The sequence below is a fragment of the Flavihumibacter cheonanensis genome (genome assembly GCF_022352215.1).
Classification (GTDB): domain Bacteria; phylum Bacteroidota; class Bacteroidia; order Chitinophagales; family Chitinophagaceae; genus Flavihumibacter; species Flavihumibacter cheonanensis.
In genome coordinates this window covers 636,945-655,747 of sequence record NZ_JAKRWF010000002.1, presented here as the reverse complement: position 1 = coordinate 655,747, position 18,803 = coordinate 636,945, and the positions used below count along the sequence as shown (strand labels likewise).

General features: G+C 45.2%; 13 protein-coding genes. 3 read left to right on the top strand and 10 right to left on the bottom strand.

The annotated features are described in order from the left end of the window. Window positions 1–7: 7 nt before the first annotated feature. Window positions 8–1,207, bottom strand: a complete 1,200-nt coding sequence (locus MD536_RS12185; RefSeq protein WP_239599901.1) for an NAD(P)/FAD-dependent oxidoreductase — start codon at window positions 1,205–1,207, stop codon at window positions 8–10. A 182-nt stretch (window positions 1,208–1,389) separates the two neighbouring features. On the opposite strand from MD536_RS12185, the gene MD536_RS12180 reads away from it, so the two are divergent. Next, complete coding sequence (locus tag MD536_RS12180) at window positions 1,390–2,274, top strand: helix-turn-helix domain-containing protein (RefSeq protein ID WP_239599898.1); 885 nt, start codon at window positions 1,390–1,392, stop codon at window positions 2,272–2,274. A 1-nt stretch (window position 2,275) separates the two neighbouring features. Here MD536_RS12180 and MD536_RS12175 read toward each other — a convergent pair whose 3' ends face one another. From MD536_RS12175 to MD536_RS12165, 3 genes are read right to left on the bottom strand one after another with little or no spacing between them, the layout of a single operon-like run. Then, window positions 2,276–4,684, bottom strand: coding sequence for a glycoside hydrolase family 127 protein (locus MD536_RS12175; protein ID WP_239599889.1), 2,409 nt, complete (start codon window positions 4,682–4,684; stop codon window positions 2,276–2,278). A 29-nt stretch (window positions 4,685–4,713) separates the two neighbouring features. Continuing rightward, window positions 4,714–6,309 carry a RagB/SusD family nutrient uptake outer membrane protein gene (locus MD536_RS12170; protein WP_239599881.1) on the bottom strand — a complete coding sequence of 532 codons (1,596 nt, stop codon included), beginning with the start codon at window positions 6,307–6,309 and terminating at the stop codon, window positions 4,714–4,716. Window positions 6,310–6,326: 17 nt separating this feature from the next. Continuing rightward, window positions 6,327–9,314, bottom strand: a complete 2,988-nt coding sequence (locus MD536_RS12165; RefSeq protein ID WP_239599861.1) for a SusC/RagA family TonB-linked outer membrane protein — start codon at window positions 9,312–9,314, stop codon at window positions 6,327–6,329. A gap of 178 nt (window positions 9,315–9,492) precedes the next feature. Here MD536_RS12165 and MD536_RS12160 point away from each other — a divergent pair, with 178 nt between their 5' ends. Further along, window positions 9,493–10,902 (top strand): APC family permease, encoded by a 1,410-nt coding sequence (locus MD536_RS12160; protein WP_239599852.1) that lies wholly within the window; start codon window positions 9,493–9,495, stop codon window positions 10,900–10,902. On the opposite strand, the gene MD536_RS12155 is transcribed toward MD536_RS12160, so the two are convergent. From MD536_RS12155 to MD536_RS12140, 4 genes are all read right to left on the bottom strand, one after another. After that, on the bottom strand, window positions 10,871–12,109 hold the full coding sequence (locus MD536_RS12155) for an NAD(P)/FAD-dependent oxidoreductase (RefSeq protein ID WP_239599850.1): 1,239 nt from the start codon (window positions 12,107–12,109) through the stop codon (window positions 10,871–10,873). The two genes, MD536_RS12160 and MD536_RS12155, sit on opposite strands and share 32 nt — an antisense overlap. A gap of 3 nt (window positions 12,110–12,112) precedes the next feature. Then, window positions 12,113–13,705 (bottom strand): aldehyde dehydrogenase (NADP(+)), encoded by a 1,593-nt coding sequence (locus MD536_RS12150; RefSeq protein WP_239599848.1) that lies wholly within the window; start codon window positions 13,703–13,705, stop codon window positions 12,113–12,115. Next, entirely contained in the window at window positions 13,689–14,633 is a 945-nt protein-coding gene (locus MD536_RS12145) for a dihydrodipicolinate synthase family protein (protein ID WP_239599843.1), read from the bottom strand. Before MD536_RS12145 ends, MD536_RS12150 begins: the two co-directional genes overlap by 17 nt. Before the next feature lie 104 nt (window positions 14,634–14,737). Then, window positions 14,738–16,486, bottom strand: a complete 1,749-nt coding sequence (locus MD536_RS12140; protein WP_239599833.1) for a DUF885 family protein — start codon at window positions 16,484–16,486, stop codon at window positions 14,738–14,740. A gap of 183 nt (window positions 16,487–16,669) precedes the next feature. On the opposite strand from MD536_RS12140, the gene MD536_RS12135 reads away from it, so the two are divergent. Further along, on the top strand, window positions 16,670–17,671 hold the full coding sequence (locus MD536_RS12135; RefSeq protein ID WP_239599832.1) for a 4-hydroxyproline epimerase: 1,002 nt from the start codon (window positions 16,670–16,672) through the stop codon (window positions 17,669–17,671). Between the two features lie 26 nt (window positions 17,672–17,697). Here MD536_RS12135 and MD536_RS12130 read toward each other — a convergent pair whose 3' ends face one another. Beyond that, on the bottom strand, window positions 17,698–18,225 hold the full coding sequence (locus tag MD536_RS12130) for a DUF6691 family protein (protein WP_239599826.1): 528 nt from the start codon (window positions 18,223–18,225) through the stop codon (window positions 17,698–17,700). A gap of 12 nt (window positions 18,226–18,237) precedes the next feature. Continuing rightward, the gene (locus tag MD536_RS12125; RefSeq protein WP_239599816.1) at window positions 18,238–18,801 is read right to left on the bottom strand and encodes a YeeE/YedE family protein; all 564 of its coding nucleotides are present in this window, start codon (window positions 18,799–18,801) and stop codon (window positions 18,238–18,240) included. Window positions 18,802–18,803 lie beyond the last annotated feature (2 nt).

The following is an 18,803-nucleotide window of genomic DNA, read 5'->3' as shown; positions in this document are numbered from 1 at the left end:
GAATTGATTAGGCTGTTCCCTTCAGGATTTTATTCCAGTACATCCAGGGTAAGACATATTTTTTCAGCGCCCACATGCTCCAGCGCGGCTTGGACTGGTCAAAGGGAAAAGTCTCCATAGGTTTATTCTCATAACCAAATTCGGCAAGAATCAACTTACCGTAGCCCACTGTCAATGGACAACTACCATACCCGGTATAATTTCCTACCAGTGGCTGTCCATCTATGACAGCTATCAGGTTCTTCACCAATACCGGAGCCTGCTTGCGAACTGCTGCACCAGTTTTAGCATTGGGTGTGCTGGTAGCATCTCCTAATCCGAAAATATTGGGGAAGCGATTGTGTTGCAACGTGAACTTATGTACATCCACCCAGCCGGCTTCATTGGCGAGCGGACTGTTTTTAATAAAATCCGGTGCACTTTGAGGGGGCACTACATGGATCATATCAAAATGTTTGGTGATATAACTTGCCACGCCTTCAGAATCGGTTACTTTAAAAGTCGCGGTTTTACCCGGACCATCAATCTCAACCAGGTCGTGTTTGAAATGCAGCTCAATACCATACTCATTCACTTTTTTCATGAGCTGATCCGCATATTTTTTGATGCCAAAAATCACACCGCCTGCAGTAACTAATTCAACTTTTGTTTTGCCCTGCAATCCGTGTTTACGCAGGTAATCGGCTGTGAGGTACATGATTTTTTGAGGCGCTCCACCACATTTTACCGGGGTACCCGGACTAGTAAACAAAGCCGTATCGCCTTCTTTTATACCTTTTAATAGTTCAAATGTATAAGGTGCAAGGTCAAAGGAATAATTGGAAGTAACCCCATTTCTGCCCAATGTTTCGGGTAAGCCTTTCACCTGGTGCCAGTTCAGTTGAATACCCGGTGCAACGATCAGGTAATCATACGTGTATTCATTGCCGTTAGCACTGATCACTTTGTTGGATTCCGGTTCAAATTTGGCCGCAGCCTCCTTGATCCAGCTTACGCCGGATGGCATTACTGAAGCCTCGGACCGAACTGTGTCATGTATATTAAACGTGCCGGCACCTACTAATGTCCAGGCCGGTTGGTAATAGTGCTTTTCAGATGGCTCCATGATCGCGATCTGGAGCGATTTTCTTTTACGGAGCAGTTGAGCGGCTACCGAAATACCAGCATTGCCACCTCCAATTATTAAGATTTGATGATGTTGTTGCATAGTGGTTGCATTATGGACTAAAGGTACCCAGAGAGTCAGCGGGCAATTGTGACCGGGGTCACCCCCAAAGCTGATTTTGGTTTGCCCGTATTTTAACCGCTTATCATCATATTTTCACTATTGCAGGATAATTTAATGGAATACAGTAAATTACTGTCATTCCTACACTTAATTAACTGAACATGAAAGTCCTGCAATTCACCATTCCGGTTCCGGGCGAGAAGAACATCATTGTTCAACGAGACAGGCTCCCCTTTATGTACCAACATTTACACCGGCACGATGAAGTTCAACTGACATGGATTATTAAGGGTGAAGGAACCCTGGTAGTGGAAAACAATATGTATCCATTTCGGGCGAATGAAATCTTTTGCATAGGTGCCAACCAGCCCCATGTATTTAAAAACGATCCTGTTTATTACGGAGGGAACCTGGAAGTGGAAGCCCTTACCATTTTCTTTAATCCATCCGGCAAGCTGCATTTCCTCTTTGACCTAATGGAGACCAAACTGATTCGTCAGTTTCTTCAGAAATATCGTTCCGGTTTTATGCTGCAAGAGGAGATGACGGATGAAATCAGCAGTCTGATGTTAAAAATGGAGCAGCAATCCGGCATTGATCAGATCATCAGTTTTCTGGAATTGCTGCGAGCCTGTTGTGCATCTTCCCAATTGAAGGAATTGGGAAGTGTTTCTGAAATGGCCCAGTTCAGTGAAAATGAGGGACTGCGACTTGGCAGGATCTACAATTTTATCCTAAGCAATTATGCAGAGCAGATAACCCTGGACGATGTGGCGAAACAGGCACATATGACGCCACAGGCTTTCTGCCGGTTTTTCAAAAAAAGAACCCGCCATACCTTTGTTTCATTCCTCAATGAAGTGCGGATCAATGAGGCTTGTAAAAAACTCACGGAAGGCGGGTTCGACAGTATTTCAACAGTTGCTTATACCTGCGGATTCAACAGCATTACCAATTTCAATCGCGTGTTCAAAGCTGTATTGGGCAAATCACCCAGCGAATATGTGGAATCCTATACGTTGCATGCCTATGATGTTGCGAGCTAAATCAGTTCACGATCCATTCATGAATACCGGCAGAATGTTTCTCGGGTAATTTAACCTCCAGGCGAAGCCCTTTGGTCTTAACTGGTTTAAACCGGATGCTGTTATACGCATCCTTTGTGATCGCATCCTGCTGCTCCACTTCCACTGGTACCCAGTTGCCCTCTTTTTCATAGAGCAGCTGGTAGCCGGCAGGAATCCTGCATCCTCCAAATGGTCCATCATCAAACCAGTAGAATTTACTGGACTGTACGGTTTGCGGCTGATCAAAATCATATTGCACCCACTCTGTGGTATTTTCTTTCGGCCACCAATGCAGATATATGGAATTGCGATCCTGTGAACTGGATGGTTCATACTGATCGTTCATCCCTTTCAGCATACGGGGATTTTTCTGTGATGAACTCACGGTACTTTTGGATGCAATGGTTGGCGCCGGCATTGGCATAGCTGCTGATTCTGCATAGGGAATCCAAACCTGCATTTCTCCCGCACCACGATTATTCCAGGAATAGTAAGGAATAGCCTTTACGGTTTGCTCCGAACGCAGGAGAGTACTTGTATTCACCTGTCTTTTTGTACTGCTTCCTTTTGCAGTCAGCACCATTACACCATTTAACAAGTCCGGCTCATAGTTGGCCTGAATACCGGCAGAACGATCCACCACAATATTATTCACCGCATTGTCTTTATTGTCGGGGCCTTCAATACAATATACGATTGGTCCTCGCTGCAGAGCAAAACGATTGATATTATCCTTTACCTGCTGGTTGGCGATCACTTTTTCAATTTCCAGGGGCAGCTCCAGTTCCAGCTTATCTCCTTTTTTCCAGCTGCGATTGATTACAGCATAGCCTTTCTCCATCTTATATTCAATAGCCTTCCCATTCAGGAGGATTCGAATGGGCTTTCTTTGAGTATCCAGGAAGGCATACAAACTTCCAGGAACTGCTTCCTGCCTTGCCCAACCGGGAATACGCAACCGTACGGTAAAGGATTTGGAGGGTGCCTGCTTTATCAGTAAACCAACCTGCCCTTTCCAGGGATATTCTGTCACCTGCTCCAGTTGTAGTTTGCCCGCAGGCAGCTCTATATCCGAAGTGCTGGCCACGTATAAATTCACATAGAGATCATTCTCTTTTTTCGCATATACATATCCGGGAACTGAAGGCATAAAGCGGGTCATATTGCTGATACAACAGGCACAACCAAACCAGGCACTTCGCTGGTGCTGCCCCATTGATGCCAGTGGATTGGGATAGAAAAACCGGTCGCCGCTCAAGGATACTCCTGATAACAAGCCATTGTATAAAATGCGCTCCAGTACATCCACATACTGCGCATCCCCGTTCATTAAAAACATGCGACTGTTCCAGTACACATTGGCAATGGAGGCACAGGTTTCTGCATAGGCCGACATATTGGGTAACTGGTATGCAGCGCCAAATGCTTCACCATGACCGGTTGCACCAATACCGCCGGTGAGGTACAGCTTGTGTTCCATCACGTCTTTCCAGATATCCTGGATGGCGTTAATATACTCTTTGTTTCCGGTGAGTGCAGCAACATCCGCCATACCGGTGTACATATAGGCTGCACGAACTGCATGCCCAACTGCTTCGTGCTGGTCGGTGACCATCTTGTGCGACTGACTATATTCTGATCCCTTGATATTGCCATTGCCCCGGATATCGAGGAAAAACTTGGCCAGGTCGAGGTACTCTTTTTTGCCAGTGACGCGATACAGGCGCGCCAGTCCCATTTCTACCACCTGGTGACCAGGAAAATAGGCTGCTTTACCCGGACCGAAATCACGCAATAAGAGATCTGCATTTTTTAATGCGATGTCCAGAAAATTGCGCTTCCCAGTTGCCAGGTAATGGGCAACCGCAGCTTCAAACAGGTGTCCGCTATTGTATAATTCATGGCTCAGATCAGGATCCTTTTCCCAACGCTTCGGACTGATCCATGGATGCAGGGTATCTGGTTTCATGGTGCGGAAAGTATAGAGATAGCCATCCGGTTCCTGTGCGTCAGCAATGATACTGATAAGGGTATCCAGTGTTTTTTCAAGCTCCGGATCAGGTTTGGTCTGCAGCGAATAAGAAGCTCCTTCAATCAGCTTGTAGACATCTGTATCGTCAAATGGATACTCTGTGATTTTCCCCACAGGCATTTTTCCCGCAGCTTTCAGGAAATTATCAATGCGTCCGGTTTCCCGGCATTTCTGAAGAGTATAGGGAATGCTAACTTTTGCATTCACTTCAATTTTAGGTGCCCAGAAAGCATCATGAAAATGCACTTTTGTAAATGGCACCGGTTGTATCGGATAATCGTGTTGAGCGTCCTGTGCAATTCCGGTCTGTGTTATCAAACCAGTGGCGAGTAAAATCGATAAACAGAAATTTCTCATGCTTTTTTCAGTTTAACATATAAATGTAATCATCTGTAATCAGGGTTTTGCGCCAGATTGGGATTCTTATTCAATTCCGCTTCCGGAATCGGGAACAGGGTTCTCATCTTGCCATCATTTTTGGGCCGGTGATTGAACCAGGTTTTGCGATGGAATACACCAAACCGGATCATATCCTGCCGGCGGTGTGCTTCAGCTGCAAACTCCCAACCCAGTTCATCATAAAAGCGACCAAAGGGAATATCTGAACCACCCTGCACTTCTGTAACGGCGCCATCTTTCCAGTAACCATAATTGTAAACACTTCCTTTGGTAAGCTCATCAGCTGTTACGGCAGCCTTAGCCGGATTGGTTGTTGCAAATGCACGCTGTCTAACCTGTGTTACCAGGGTTGCTGCATCTGCAGCATTTCCTGTTCTGAGCAACGACTCGGCTTTCATCATGAGGATATCCGCATATCGGAATACCGGAAAATCTGTGCTTAAACCACCACGTGCACCAACTTTGATTTCATATTTACCGATGCGGTAACCCTGGAAAAATCCTGCTAGCGCTATGCCATCGACATGGCGGGTATAATTCAGGATCTCTTCACCGGTTGTTACACTGTATTGAGGTCCCATGATCCAGGTATCCTTCATTCTTGAATCATCCGGGTCATAGGTATCAATGAATTGAGGTACTGCACAGTTGCCACCCCAGGGCTGCGCTGCCATGTTCAGCACATTGCGATGTGCTGTTGCCAGGGTTTTCATATGAATGGAATTCTGAGTTGCAAATACTTCATCATAAGGAACTGCCAGAATCAATTCTTTTGAATTTTCATTCGCCGTTACAAAATTGTTCTTGTAATTCGGCTCCAGGATATAAATGTTTGCATTGATGATATCATTGCACTGTTCCATACATTTCTGCCACTGCGCCGTTCCAGTATATACTTCCGCATTCAGGTAAAGGCGTGCCAGTATTGCTTTAGCTACCCATTTATTAATGCGTCCATACATTGACTTATCCGCAACTACACTCAGGTTATTCATATTCTCCAGTAATTCCTTCTCTACAAATTCATATACCTGCTGCCGTGTTGCCTGTTGCGGCAAGGTAGCATCCGAGAAATCCGTTACCAATGGAACATTGCCATGCGTATCCACCAAGAGTGAATAATAAAATGCTCTCAGCGCTTTCAATTCAGAAATCAGGGCATCTTTTCCATTGGCAATTGGAATAGAGCCAGACTCAATCTGGAACAAAATCCGGTTCACTGTATTGATCCCATTGTAACAGTTATTCCATAAGTTCTGCGGTTGCCATTGCACCTGGTTCCACTCGTGGTTGTGCATCCGCTGGTAAGTACCACCATCATACCATCCATTCGGACGCGCCGGTGTTACAATTACATCAGCCGGTTCTTCCTGCAGATCAAAATTTCCCTGCCAGCCCGCATACATGGGACGCATGATGGTATAAGCCGGACCGATAATTGCCGGTATATCCTTTTCAGACGGGCGAAAAGAAGTTTCCAATACCTGGTCGTATACTTCCTCATCCAGTTTGGTACATCCTGTATTCAGCAGGATTCCGCCTGCCATCAATACTGAGATACTTAAAATTTTATGTTGTTTCATGATTACTCTTTTTAACATTAAAAACCAATGTTTACTCCCACAGTGAAGGTTCTGGTAGTAGGATACTTATCTCTTGAATCCACGCCCGGATCCAACCCCAACCGGTTTACTTCTGGGTCGATTCCCTTGTAACCGGTCAGCACAATCAGATTAAGCGCTGATGCATATACCCGTGCGGTACGGAAATACTTGCTGTTTGTTACATTAAAGCTGTATCCAAGCGTTACGTTATCCACTTTCCAGTGGTCACCATCCTCTATGTAGTGGGATACATAAGCCAGGTCATTATCCAGCATTCTTTTTCCATAAACCGGGTCCAATGCTGATTTAAGCATATTGTACTGCTTGATCTTGGGGTTCTCATAATACATGCGCTGGAAATTCAGAATCTGGTAACCAAATGCACCACGCATGTTTACAGCGATATCTGCTCTTTTGTATCGGAAATAGAGATTGAGTCCCGCAACATGTTTTGGAATACCATTACCCAGCACTTTTTTATCTGAAGGGGTAGACTGTCCGATTGGCTTGGGTTTGCCATCCTCCCCTTCAATGATCCATTTACCATCTTCATCCACATCAATGGTTTTGTAACCCCAGAAATTTCCAATGGATTCACCCACTTTCACACGGTGTGTTGCTTCCTGGATGGGTTCACCGGTATACCCTGCAAAAAAGAAATCATTGGTAGTCTGATACAAATCATTTGAAATGGAGATCAGTTTATTCTTATTGGCCGAATAGGTAAGATTGGCTCTGAAATCCATATCCTTCTTGCGGATAAAATCATAATTCACCAATACTTCCACACCACGGTTTAACATGCTGCCTGCATTTGCCAGGGTGGTACCAAACAAGTTGGGTGGAACCGGAACCGGGAAGTTGTACAACATATCCTTGGTATTACGCTGGTAAAAATCAATACTACCACTCAGGCGACCGCGGAACATTGCATAATCCAATCCGATATTGTATTCCTCCTTTTTTTCCCAGCGTAAATCTGGGTTGGGGTTCCTGGTGGGAGAAATTGGCTGGATCCACTGACCATTGTACAGGTAGCGGTTATTGCTATATGTTAGTGAAATGAGCGACTGATAAGGATCTGTCGGAACAGTACCAGTTACACCAAATCCTGCCCTGAGTTTCAGGTCATCCAGGAAATCAGCATTGGCCAGGAATGATTCCTTGTTAAGGCGCCATCCAACTGAAACTGCCGGGAATGTACCCCACTTGTAGTTGGCTCCAAACTTGGAAGATCCTTCATAACGCATACTGGCCATGAGCAGATATTTTTCACTGAGTGAATAATTCACACGACCAAAGAAGCCGATCAGTTTGTGATTGGTTTTAAAGGATCCCAATCCAAATGCGCTGTTATTCTGTAACAGAAGGGCATCACCGGCGGCGAGGTTATTATAGGTATAGAGATCTGTTGGGAAATTGGAGTTGGCCGCGTTAAATCCTTCATTGGTTACATCCTGCCAGCTATATCCACCCAGCACTGTTACCCGATGCTGACCAAAGGATTTGGTATAATCAGTAGTAAGTTCCAGCAGGTTGTCCTGGAAGAGGTTGGTAGTACGCGATGCATAACCAGTTCTGTTATTCACCACAGATGCGCGGTGATTAAAGGTCTCGGAATAACCCGAGAGTGAATTGATCTTCACATTGGATACCAGCAGCTTGATATTCAGATCCTTTATAGGAGAGAAGATCACACTACCGTTCAAACGAAGTTCTGAGGTTCGGAATTCACCAGATGTTTCTTCAATGCTGCGAACCGGGTTGTCATAGTTATAGGCGTTGGGATCTTCTTTCCAGCGACCTAAATAATCATATACACTGTCGGTTGGATTGCGAATGATTGCCTGACGATAGATATAATCGTAATTGGGGCCAGAGAAATACTTCCGGTTTCTGCCTAACAAACTAACGTTAAAGCGCAAGCGGTTATCCAGCATGGAATGATTCAGGTCAATACGACCTGTAAACTGTTTGTTATCCGAACGATTGAACAACCCTTCCCAGTTACGGAGGTTCAGCGTTGCAATATAATTGGATTGGGCAGTGCCACCCTGCAGCGATACATTATGTACATGGCTTACAGGATTGCGACTGATTTCCTTTAACCAGTCGGTGCTGGTTCCTTTATCATAAGACGCAGGATAAAATCCATCATTCACCAGTTTCCGAACATCACCTGCTTCCAGGAATTCCATGCGCCGGGCAATCGTCTGCACACTAACATAACTGTCGTAACTCAGTGTAGCAGGCATTTTCCCGCTTCTCTTGCGCGTAGTGATCAGGATTACTCCATTGGTACCCCTGGTTCCATAAATCGCAGCAGCAGATCCGTCTTTCAATACATCAATGGATTCAATGTCTTCCGGTGCAATCGTATTCAATGAGCCTGGGATACCATCAATCAGTATCAGCGGTTCAGTGGAAGATAATATCGTACTGTTACCTCTTAATGATATCTGCGTGGTGGCATTGGGGTTACCACTGGGACTAACAATTGCGAGTCCGGCTACCTTACCCTGGATCAATTGGCCCGCATCCCGCGCAAAGCCCTGAGTGAAATCTTCTCTTTTTACATTCGCCACCGCACCTGTTACTTCACCCTTTTTCTGCTTGCCATAACCCACTACTACCACATCATCCAGGCTGGATTGAGCTGCACTCATTTGTATAGTAAAAGTGGAACGACCGGCAGCATCAATATCCTGGCTCGCAAATCCTACAGAACTGATCCGGATCTTTGAGTTGGCCCGGGTAAGTGTTAAAACAAACTCTCCTTTTTCATCTGTAGTGGTTCCATTCTGTGTACCAATTTCCGTTACGGAAACACCCGGCAACGGAACACCCTCCTCATTGGTAATTTTTCCATTTACCTGGTTGGGTGATCTTTCCTGGGCACGGAGTTCTAACCCCGCACCAACAAGAAATACAGTCAGTAGTAGAAAGAAAAGCAGCGTGCTGATCCTCCCAAATGAAATTCTCATAGCTTGACAATTTTTGGTTGTGACAGAAAGCAATCGGTTAATTGTAATTTTTACACTTAAATGTAGAACGAGAAAACAGCTATGGATTCACACATTTTATTTAATTGTTACCAGATATTAGCCCTACTGGCTTTCTAGAAAACGAATTCCTTAATTTCCCTTTATCTAAACGAACTGTATGCAGGATTCGAACTTTAAGCCTACCCTTAGATTACTGGATGCAACTATGATTGTTGCCGGCTCAATGATTGGTTCCGGAATCTTTATCGTCAGTGCAGACATCACCCGCAATGTGGGAAGTGCCGGCTGGCTGATCGCCATCTGGTTGATCACCGGCTTTATGACCATTACTGCAGCGCTCAGTTATGGAGAGTTAAGTGCTATGTTTCCGAAAGCAGGTGGTCAGTATGTTTACCTGAAAGAAGCCTATAATCCACTTATCGGATTCTTATATGGCTGGAGTTTTTTCTCCGTCATCCAAACAGCTACGATTGCAGCAGTAGCTGTAGCCTTTGCAAAATTTACCGCTTATATTTTTCCGGCTGTTGGAGAAGATTCCATCCTGTTATCCATAGGCAGTTTCCATTTTTCAGCAGCACAGTTGCTATCAATTGTAATTATCATACTGCTGACTTTTATAAACACCCGCGGTATTCAAAGTGGAAAACTGATTCAAACCACGTTTACCCTAACTAAGATTCTCAGCTTGCTCGGATTGATCCTGTTTGGTTTATTCGCCTTTCAACCTGAGGTGTGGAAACAGAACTGGGAATTGCCCTGGCTCCTTGGCAAATTCACTCCGGGTGAGGGTACTGAACTATATTCAGGGATCGCTGTGTTAGGTGCCATTGCTGCAGCCATGGTTGGCTCAATTTTCAGCAGCGACTCCTGGAACAATGTCACGTTTATTGCAGGTGAAATTAAAAATCCACAACGTAATATCGGTCTGAGTTTATTTTTCGGAACGCTACTGGTTACTATCATCTATGTGTGTACCAACCTGGTATACCTGGCTGTGCTTCCGCTTGATGGTATCGCCGGTACTGAAAAAGACAGGGTCGGTGTTGCTGCTGCACAGGTAATTTTTGGTCCTGCAGGAACTATTATTATAGCAGTCATGATAATGATCAGCACGTTCGGATGCAATAACGGACTGATCCTTGCGGGAGCAAGAGTATATCATACCATGGCCAAAGACAGACTTTTTTTCAAAAAAGCAGGTACGCTGAATGGCAACAACGTGCCCGGTTATGCGCTTTGGTTTCAGTGTCTATTTGCATGTGCCTGGAGCGTAAGCGGGCAATATGGTCAGTTGCTGGACATGATATCCTTTGTAGTTGTTGGCTTTTATATGCTGACCATTGCTGGCATATTTATCCTCCGTAAAAAAAGACCGGATCAGCCAAGGCCTTACAAAGCCTTTGGTTATCCGGTTTTACCAATTCTTTATATACTGATGGGATTGAGTTTCTGTGTACTGCTGATCTTTTTTAAACCGAATTATACCTGGCCGGGATTGATCATCACCCTGCTGGGAATTCCTATCTATTATGCGATCAGGAAAAACGATTCGGGTCAAACGCACTGATATCAACGGAAGTGCTTTGGGATTGTGCTAATTCAGCAATGAGCTTACCGGTGGCGGGACCTAAACTGAGTCCCATCATGGCATGCCCTCCTGCTACCAACAGGTTCCTTACATTTTTTGCATACCCGATAAAAGGCAGCCCATCCGGAGAACAGGGTCTGAATCCATACCATACTTCCTTTTCCCGGGGCATTTCCAGCTTCATCGCCGGAAAATACCTGGGTACTGATTCCACAATACCTCTAACGCGGTTCATACTTACCTTATGCTGGAAGCCGGCCAGTTCCATGGTTCCTCCAAAACGCAGTTGGCCTGCCATTGGCGTAATTGCAACCCTGGCTTCACATAGGATAGCTGGAATACGTAATGCAGGTCCGCCTTCATTTCCTGTAAATGAATATCCTTTGCCCGGCATCAGGGGAATGGATATGCCTGCCTGCTTCATTGTTTCAGGTAACCAGGAGCCACTGGCCATTACAAACAGATCAGCTTTTATCGAATCACCCCCTGCGATGATTTCTTTGATCTGATCCTGATCCCGCACCATTTTTTGAAGAGGTTTACCAGCTGATAACCTGACACCTTTTTGCTTCAGTATAGTAATCATTTCACGCATCAAAGAGTTGGGATGCAAATGCGCATCACATCGATAATGCACAGCCCCCAATACATCCGGCTGTTGCTCCGGTTCGAGATGAAGTACTTCCTGCCTGCTCAGGTAAACGGCATCCAGCCCCATCGCTCTCGCCTTTTCAGCAAGATGATTTTCTTCCTCCGCAACCGACTCCGTTTTGAAATACATCAGGATGCCCTTTTTCTCCAGGCCGAAATTCAGGTGCGTTGCAAGTTCTTCATATAGTGATTTGCTGAACAGGTTTAGTTCCAGCAAAGGTCTGGCTGCTGCTTCCGCCTGCTTTGCATTTGCACTGCGAAGAAATTTTAAGCCCCAGTTAATCAGTTTTGAATTCAAGCCAGGTTTTATATAAAACGGACTGCTGGAATTGAACATCCAGCGAACTCCCTGTGCTACTATTCCGGGTGCTGCCAATGGTACAAAATGACTGGGCACAACCATGCCGAGGTTACCATAAGAACAGTTATCGGCAAAATCTCCAGCCTCCAGCACTTCTACTTCCCAACCCGCTTCCGATAAATAATACGCACTGCTCAGACCAATGATTCCTCCTCCTATTATTAGCGCTTTCATTTTTTAACTGGTTATCGAATCCCTGGTGTACTGACCATTGATCTTGCGCATGATCCCTAATGGATTGTTGTTTTGTAAGGCCTCCGGAAGAAAATCAGCCGGACAATTCTGCCAGCATACCGGCCGCAAAAAACGTTCTATGGAAGAAGCTCCCACGGAAGTTGAACTTGCATCAGTGGTTGCAGGAAAAGGACCACCATGTACCATCGCATGGCAAACTTCCACACCGGTTGGTACCTGGTTAAAGATCAAACGACCCACGCGACTTTGCAGCATCGTAATACAATCTTTGAAATCATCCAGCTCCGTTAATTGCCCAAAGACAGAGCCGGTTAATTGTCCCTGCATATGCTGAAGGGCCTGCAGCATATCTGCTTTTGATTTACATCTTACTAACAGAGATGCAGGACCGAAAACCTCTTCCTGCAAAGCTGGTTCTTTTAAAAAATCAGCAGCACTTACTTCATACAAAGCAGCGCTTCCTTTGCAACTGTCAGATGCATCCTCCCCTTCCAGTAATGCCTTCACACCGGCTATTCCTTTAAGCTGGGTTCGGTTCGTATAATAACTCCGGCAGATGGAAGGATTCAGCATTACTCCGGCGGCAGCTTTTTTCAATGCTTCTGTGAGTGCATGTACGAGCTTGTCTGTAGTTGCATCTTCCAAAATGAATAATAATCCCGGATTGGTGCAAAACTGTCCAACACCCAGTGTAATAGAAGCTGCCATTTGTGCTGCAACTGCCTCCGGATCCGCTTTTACAAGAGCAGGTAATAACAGTACCGGATTGATACTGCTCATTTCAGCATACACAGGGATGGGTTCTTTTCGCTCTTTGGTTGCTGTATGAAACAGGGCCATACCTGCCTTAAAAGATCCGGTAAACCCGATTGCTTTGATGCGTTCATCTTTTGCCAGTTGCTGACCCAGTGCAGCGCCTTCACCATTGAGGGAAGAAAACACACCTTCCGGCATTGCACATTTAATAGCTGCGTTTTGTATGGCAATAGCAACCAGTTCATTGGTACCTAAATGCGATCCATGTGCTTTTACAATAACCGGACAACCTGCTGCCAATGCAGCTGCTGTATCACCTCCGGCCGTTGAAAATGCCAGGGGAAAATTGCTTGCAGCAAAAACTGCTACCGGCCCAATCGCCACCTTCATCTTACGGAGATCAGTCCGTGGTAAAGGTTTGCGATCCGGTAAGGCAGTATCAATAACAGCTTCCACCCAACTTCCTTCGCGTAATACAGCAGCAAATAATTTTAACTGATTAACGGTACGGTCTCTTTCTCCACTCAGCCTTGCCTCCGGTAAACCGGTTTCAAGATGCGCCCGCTCCAGCAAAGCCGGACCGATAGCCATGATCTCTTCTCCAATGGTTTCAAGAAATGCTGCCCGTTGTTCCGCTTTTATGGCACTGAATTCAGGAGCAGCATTTGCCGCCAGTTCCAATGCCCGGTTAATTTCATCCGGACTTGCTATATGAAATTCCTCTGGTAAGGATTGACCGGTAACCGGACTTTTTGCCTGTAATTGATGTGCAGTTACTGCTCCGCGGTTCCGACCAATAATACTAAGCCCACTGAGCATTGGATACGGTTTGCAGGTTGAGATAATCTGGTAATTCAGGGCGACAGGCTAAAGCATCATCTATTACTTTCTGTACACGTGTCAACTCCTCTCCTTCCAGCAATAAACGGGGCGCTCTTACAAATTCAGATCCGATACCAGTTGCTTTTGCAGCAAGCTTAATATATTGTACCAGTTTCGGATGAATATCCAGCTCACAGAGGGGAAGGAACCATCGGTTAATGGCAACCGCTTCCTCATACCGACCTGCTTTTACCAGGCGGAAAATCGCAACTGTTTCACGCGGGAATGCATCTACGAGTCCGGCTACCCAACCATGAGCACCTAACAGCAGGCTTTCCAGAGCAATCGGATCAACGCCGGTTAAGATTTTATACCGCTCACCAAATCGGTTAAGCATTCTCGTTACATTCATCGTGTTGCGGGTGGATTCTTTTACAGCCTGGATGTTTTCAAAATCAAGTAACTGTTCAAACATATCCAGCGTGATCTCAATTTTATAATCAACCGGATTATTATATAAAAGGATCGGTAGGGAGGTATTTCGTGCCACCGCTTTAAAAAACTCCACTGTCTCGCGATCATCTGCTTTGTAACGCATAGGTGGCAACAGCATTAAGCCATCTGCTCCATGCTGTTCAGCCTCCTGTGCCAGGGCTATTGCCACTTTTGTACTTTGCTCTGCTATATTCACCAGTACCGGAACATGAGCAGGCGCCACTTCTTTTGAAAAAATGAGTAAGTCTCTTTTTTCTTCACCTAAAAGCGTGCTGGTTTCACCCAGCGATCCTCCGATAATAACTCCATCCACACCTGCCTCCACCTGAGCGTCCAGGTTGATTTTATATAGATCGAAATCAATTTCTTCCTGCTGATTGAAAGGCGTAAGCAGAGCAGGGTACACCCCGTTCCAGTTTATACTTGCCATAGTATGTAGTTTTGCTTGTTATGATGTTTCGAAATTAGAATATGTGTTTGCAGTCAGCTATCCGGCATTTAATTAAAAATTTACCAATTTTAACTGGCATCTTTTTATTTGAGTTTGGGATAAAAACGCCATTCCGTTTTAAAAGCTTTCTTCGGCGGTTGGTTGGTTAAAATTTGGCGGATCATTTCCACCGGCATCTGGTGTTCCTGCAGAATCCGGTCATGAAACTGCAGATAACTCATTTTTCCCCCATCCACCAGTTCCTTTTTCAACTGGTAAAACTGTAGGCCACCAATCATGTAAGCCAGCTGGTAAAGTGGTCCATAATTGCCCTGGAAGGACCTGCGCACTTCCCCTTCCGCATTGGCCCTCTCATGACCCACCCGATCCACCAGGAAATCGATGCACTGCTGAGGTGTCCATTTACCCAGGTGATAGTTCAGGGAGAAAATGATCCGCGCACAACGATGCATCCGCCAGAATAACATCCCGATTTTATCTTCCGGCCCGCGAGGAAAATTCATATCCCAAAGGATCATCTCCCAATACAGGGCCCATCCCTCAATCCAGAAAGGTGTATAAAAATTACGATAAGTTTTATAGCGCTGGTTTTGGTATAGCTGCAAATGATGCCCTGCAATTAATTCATGATGCACCGTTGCTCTTGAAAAATGCGGATTATTACCCCGCATGCTCATCAGCTTATCCGCCTGCGCCATGGTATGCGTGGGATAGGAAATGATAATACTTTCTCCCCCCAGGAAAAAGGGATTGATTAATTGCCTTTCCGGCGACATCATATTCATCCTCCAGGTCTCTTCTGCAACAGGTGGTATGGTTACCAGTTTATGCTTTTTGATAAACTCTACACTCTGGTTAAACAGATCCAGAATCATCTCTGGTTGTCTTCCTTCCGGTACATAACTGTTCTTCACTTTCTCCATAGCTGCTTTCCAGTCGGTTCCAAAGCCCATCTCTTTGGTAGCCTTTAATAATTCCTTATCACACCAGGCAAATTCTTCCTCCGCTATCTTTATTAATTCTTCAGCTGTATAAGGGATGAATTCCAGTTCCAGCTGTCGCTTCAGTTCAGCAGCTCCTATCGGTCGGCCCAGGATCCCGCTACCATCATCTGCCGCCGCCGAATTTTTTCTTGCCTTAGCCATTACAGCACTGCTGTACCGTTTGATCAGGCTGTCGGTTCCTTTATAGGGTTGTTCCATCCACCAGCTGAATTGAGGATCATAGCCATAATAAAAATCATAAATAGATTTTGCAGCTGCCTGAATATCTTCCAGCCTTTTCTGAACTGCATAAGCCATCGATAGCGTTAACTGCTGATCTTTTTCTATTGCAGAAATGCGTTCTTCCAACTGTTTTTTCCAACCCTGCCATTCGCCGGCCAGGGTTGCTGCAGGCAATACCGCACCCCTTCTTCTTTTTCTTTCATAGCTAAACAAATCATCAGAAAAAGGAACATAGGCTTTTGCGATAGGCAGTTCTGCTTCACCGGTCTCCAACAGGTTCCATTCATTCTGCAGATTTCGGCTGAATAATACATAGTCAACCTTGCCATCCATACTGAGCTGGTTGAAAGAAAAGCGATCCAGCAAGTTTTGGTATTGCTGCGTTAATTCTTTCATCCGCTTAATACGTTCCGGTGAAGTTTCCAGGAAATAAAACCGGCTCAGACTGCCTCTGTCCGCTTTATACTGCTGTATGGTATGGGTCAGCTCCGATGCCTGGCTGGAAATTTCTTTCTTCGTATCTACCTGGGCAATTACACTGCCTCCTGTTAACACTGCAAGCAGTATTCCACTGCAAAAGATCATTCGGAATAAATAAGTACTCATAAGTAAAGCGGCCTGTTTGCATCAAACATACTGGAAATCGAATGGAAGATATAAACCTGGTTTAGCCTGTCATTCTCAGAATTTAACCAGTAAAGGGATTGGCTAAAATCTGTAAAGTTTTCACTAAATACAGGTGATTGCACTAGAATAACTACCCGTAATTTCGGATATTCAGGATTCTATATGAAGAAAACTTTTTTCTGTATTGATGCGCATACCTGTGGAAATCCGGTTCGACTGGTAGCTGGTGGTGGACCAACACTGGAAGGCCGAACCATGAGTGAGAAGAGACAGCATTTTCTGAACAAGTTTGACTGGATCCGCAAAGGCCTGATGTTTGAGCCTCGCGGGCATGATATGATGAGTGGCTCCATTTTATATGCGCCACATGATGCTGCCAATGATGTAGCAGTACTTTTTATAGAAACCAGTGGCTGTTTGCCTATGTGTGGCCATGGCACGATTGGTACCATTACCATTGCAATTGAAGAAGGATTGATTACACCAAAGATTCCCGGTAGTATCAGAATGGAAGCACCGGCCGGATTGGTGGAAATCAGCTACAGGCAGGAAGGCAATAAAGTAAAATCTGTAAAGCTCACTAATGTAGCTGCTTACCTGGCGGCAACTGAATTAACGATAGATTGTCCGGAACTCGGAGAACTAGTGATCGATGTTGCTTATGGAGGTAATTTTTATGCAATCGTGGATGTGCAGAAGAATTTTGCCGGACTTGAACACTATCCTGCCGATAAGCTCATTGCCTGGGCAAGGGAATTGAGAAAACGAATCAATCAGCAATATGAATTCGTTCATCCGGATGATCCAACCATCCGGGGTTGTTCTCATATTCTCTGGACGGGTGCTGTGCTCAATCCCGCATCCACAGCAAGAAATGCGGTTTTCTATGGAGATAAAGCCATTGATCGCAGTCCCTGTGGCACCGGCACTTCTGCAAGAATGGCGCAATGGTACACCAAAGGTTTATTGAAAAAAGGAGATCCGTTTATTCATGAAAGTATAATAGGATCCACTTTCATAGGCACGATCGAAGAGGAAACAACGATAGCCGGTAAACTGGCTATCCGTCCAGGTATTGAAGGATGGGCCAAAGTGTATGGATACAATACCATTACCATTGACCCCGAAGACGACCCTTATGCCTACGGCTTCCAGGTCCTCTGATTTTTCACGTCTCACGTTTCACGTCTTTAGTGCGGCAACTTCTCCCTAAACCTTCCATACACCCAGGTTCCCGCAATAGCGCTCAGCAAGGTAACTACTACAGCTGTTGCTCCGGTTCCGATCTGTGCAAACAGCGGACCAGGACAAGCACCTGTGATCGCCCAACCTAAACCAAAGAGCAGTCCTCCATAGATCTGTCCCTTGTTGAATTTTTTATCGTGGAATTCAATTTTCTCCCCATGAATGGTTTTGATATTGAATTTCTTGATCAGGAAGATAGAAAGCATACCAACTGCTATGGCAGATCCGATCACACCATACATATGGAAACTTTGCAGGCGGAACATTTCCTGGATCCGGAACCAGCTGATGATTTCAGCTTTTACAAATACAATCCCGAATAACACACCTATTACGAGGTATTTCAGATTGCCATACCAGGGTTCTTTAATTTCTGTATCACTCACACACATGGTGTCGAGTGAACGGACTTCAAAATCCGTATCATGAACCTTGGGTTCCTGGTTTTGAACAAATGTATTGGTAGTTGACATTTTCAATAAATCTTAAAGTGATAAAATGAAGGGAAGGATCAGGTTTGCCATGATAAATCCGCCTGCCATGAAACAACAGGTAGCAATCACAGAAGGCATCTGCAGGTTACTGATACCCATAATGGCATGACCGGAAGTACAACCTCCTGCATAGCGGGTACCAAATCCAACCAGGAAACCACCGGCAACCATCATAATAAATCCTCGCGGAGTAAGAAGGGCAGGCCAGTTAAAAACTTCAGTTGGCACCAGGCCACTGTAGTCAGTAATTCCATAACCAGCCATCTCTGCCTGGAGATTCGGATGTACTACCATAGGGTCAGGATTTGACAACAACCAGGCTGCCAGCACACCGCCAAAAAATATCCCAAGCACAAAAAACAGATTCCATACTTCTTTTTTCCAGTTGTACTGGAAGAATGGAATTTTGGCAGGCAGACAGGCTGCACAAACATGCCGCAGGGAGGATGAAATCCCAAAACTTTTGTTTCCTAAAATTAACAGTGTAGGCACTGTAAGCCCAATCAGCGGACCAGCTACATACCAGGGCCAGGGCTGCTTTAACCATTCAAGCATAT

Coding starts and splice junctions, on each gene's coding strand:
- MD536_RS12140 (WP_239599833.1), bottom strand. CDS start 16,486: ATGAGTACTTATTTATTCCGAATGATCTTTTGCAGTGGAATACTGCTT.
- MD536_RS12185 (WP_239599901.1), bottom strand. CDS start 1,207: ATGCAACAACATCATCAAATCTTAATAATTGGAGGTGGCAATGCTGGT.
- MD536_RS12155 (WP_239599850.1), bottom strand. CDS start 12,109: ATGAAAGCGCTAATAATAGGAGGAGGAATCATTGGTCTGAGCAGTGCG.
- MD536_RS12170 (WP_239599881.1), bottom strand. CDS start 6,309: ATGAAACAACATAAAATTTTAAGTATCTCAGTATTGATGGCAGGCGGA.
- MD536_RS12175 (WP_239599889.1), bottom strand. CDS start 4,684: ATGAGAAATTTCTGTTTATCGATTTTACTCGCCACTGGTTTGATAACA.
- MD536_RS12125 (WP_239599816.1), bottom strand. CDS start 18,801: ATGCTTGAATGGTTAAAGCAGCCCTGGCCCTGGTATGTAGCTGGTCCG.
- MD536_RS12135 (WP_239599832.1), top strand. CDS start 16,670: ATGAAGAAAACTTTTTTCTGTATTGATGCGCATACCTGTGGAAATCCG.
- MD536_RS12165 (WP_239599861.1), bottom strand. CDS start 9,314: ATGAGAATTTCATTTGGGAGGATCAGCACGCTGCTTTTCTTTCTACTA.
- MD536_RS12180 (WP_239599898.1), top strand. CDS start 1,390: ATGAAAGTCCTGCAATTCACCATTCCGGTTCCGGGCGAGAAGAACATC.
- MD536_RS12130 (WP_239599826.1), bottom strand. CDS start 18,225: ATGTCAACTACCAATACATTTGTTCAAAACCAGGAACCCAAGGTTCAT.
- MD536_RS12160 (WP_239599852.1), top strand. CDS start 9,493: ATGCAGGATTCGAACTTTAAGCCTACCCTTAGATTACTGGATGCAACT.
- MD536_RS12150 (WP_239599848.1), bottom strand. CDS start 13,705: ATGCTCAGTGGGCTTAGTATTATTGGTCGGAACCGCGGAGCAGTAACT.
- MD536_RS12145 (WP_239599843.1), bottom strand. CDS start 14,633: ATGGCAAGTATAAACTGGAACGGGGTGTACCCTGCTCTGCTTACGCCT.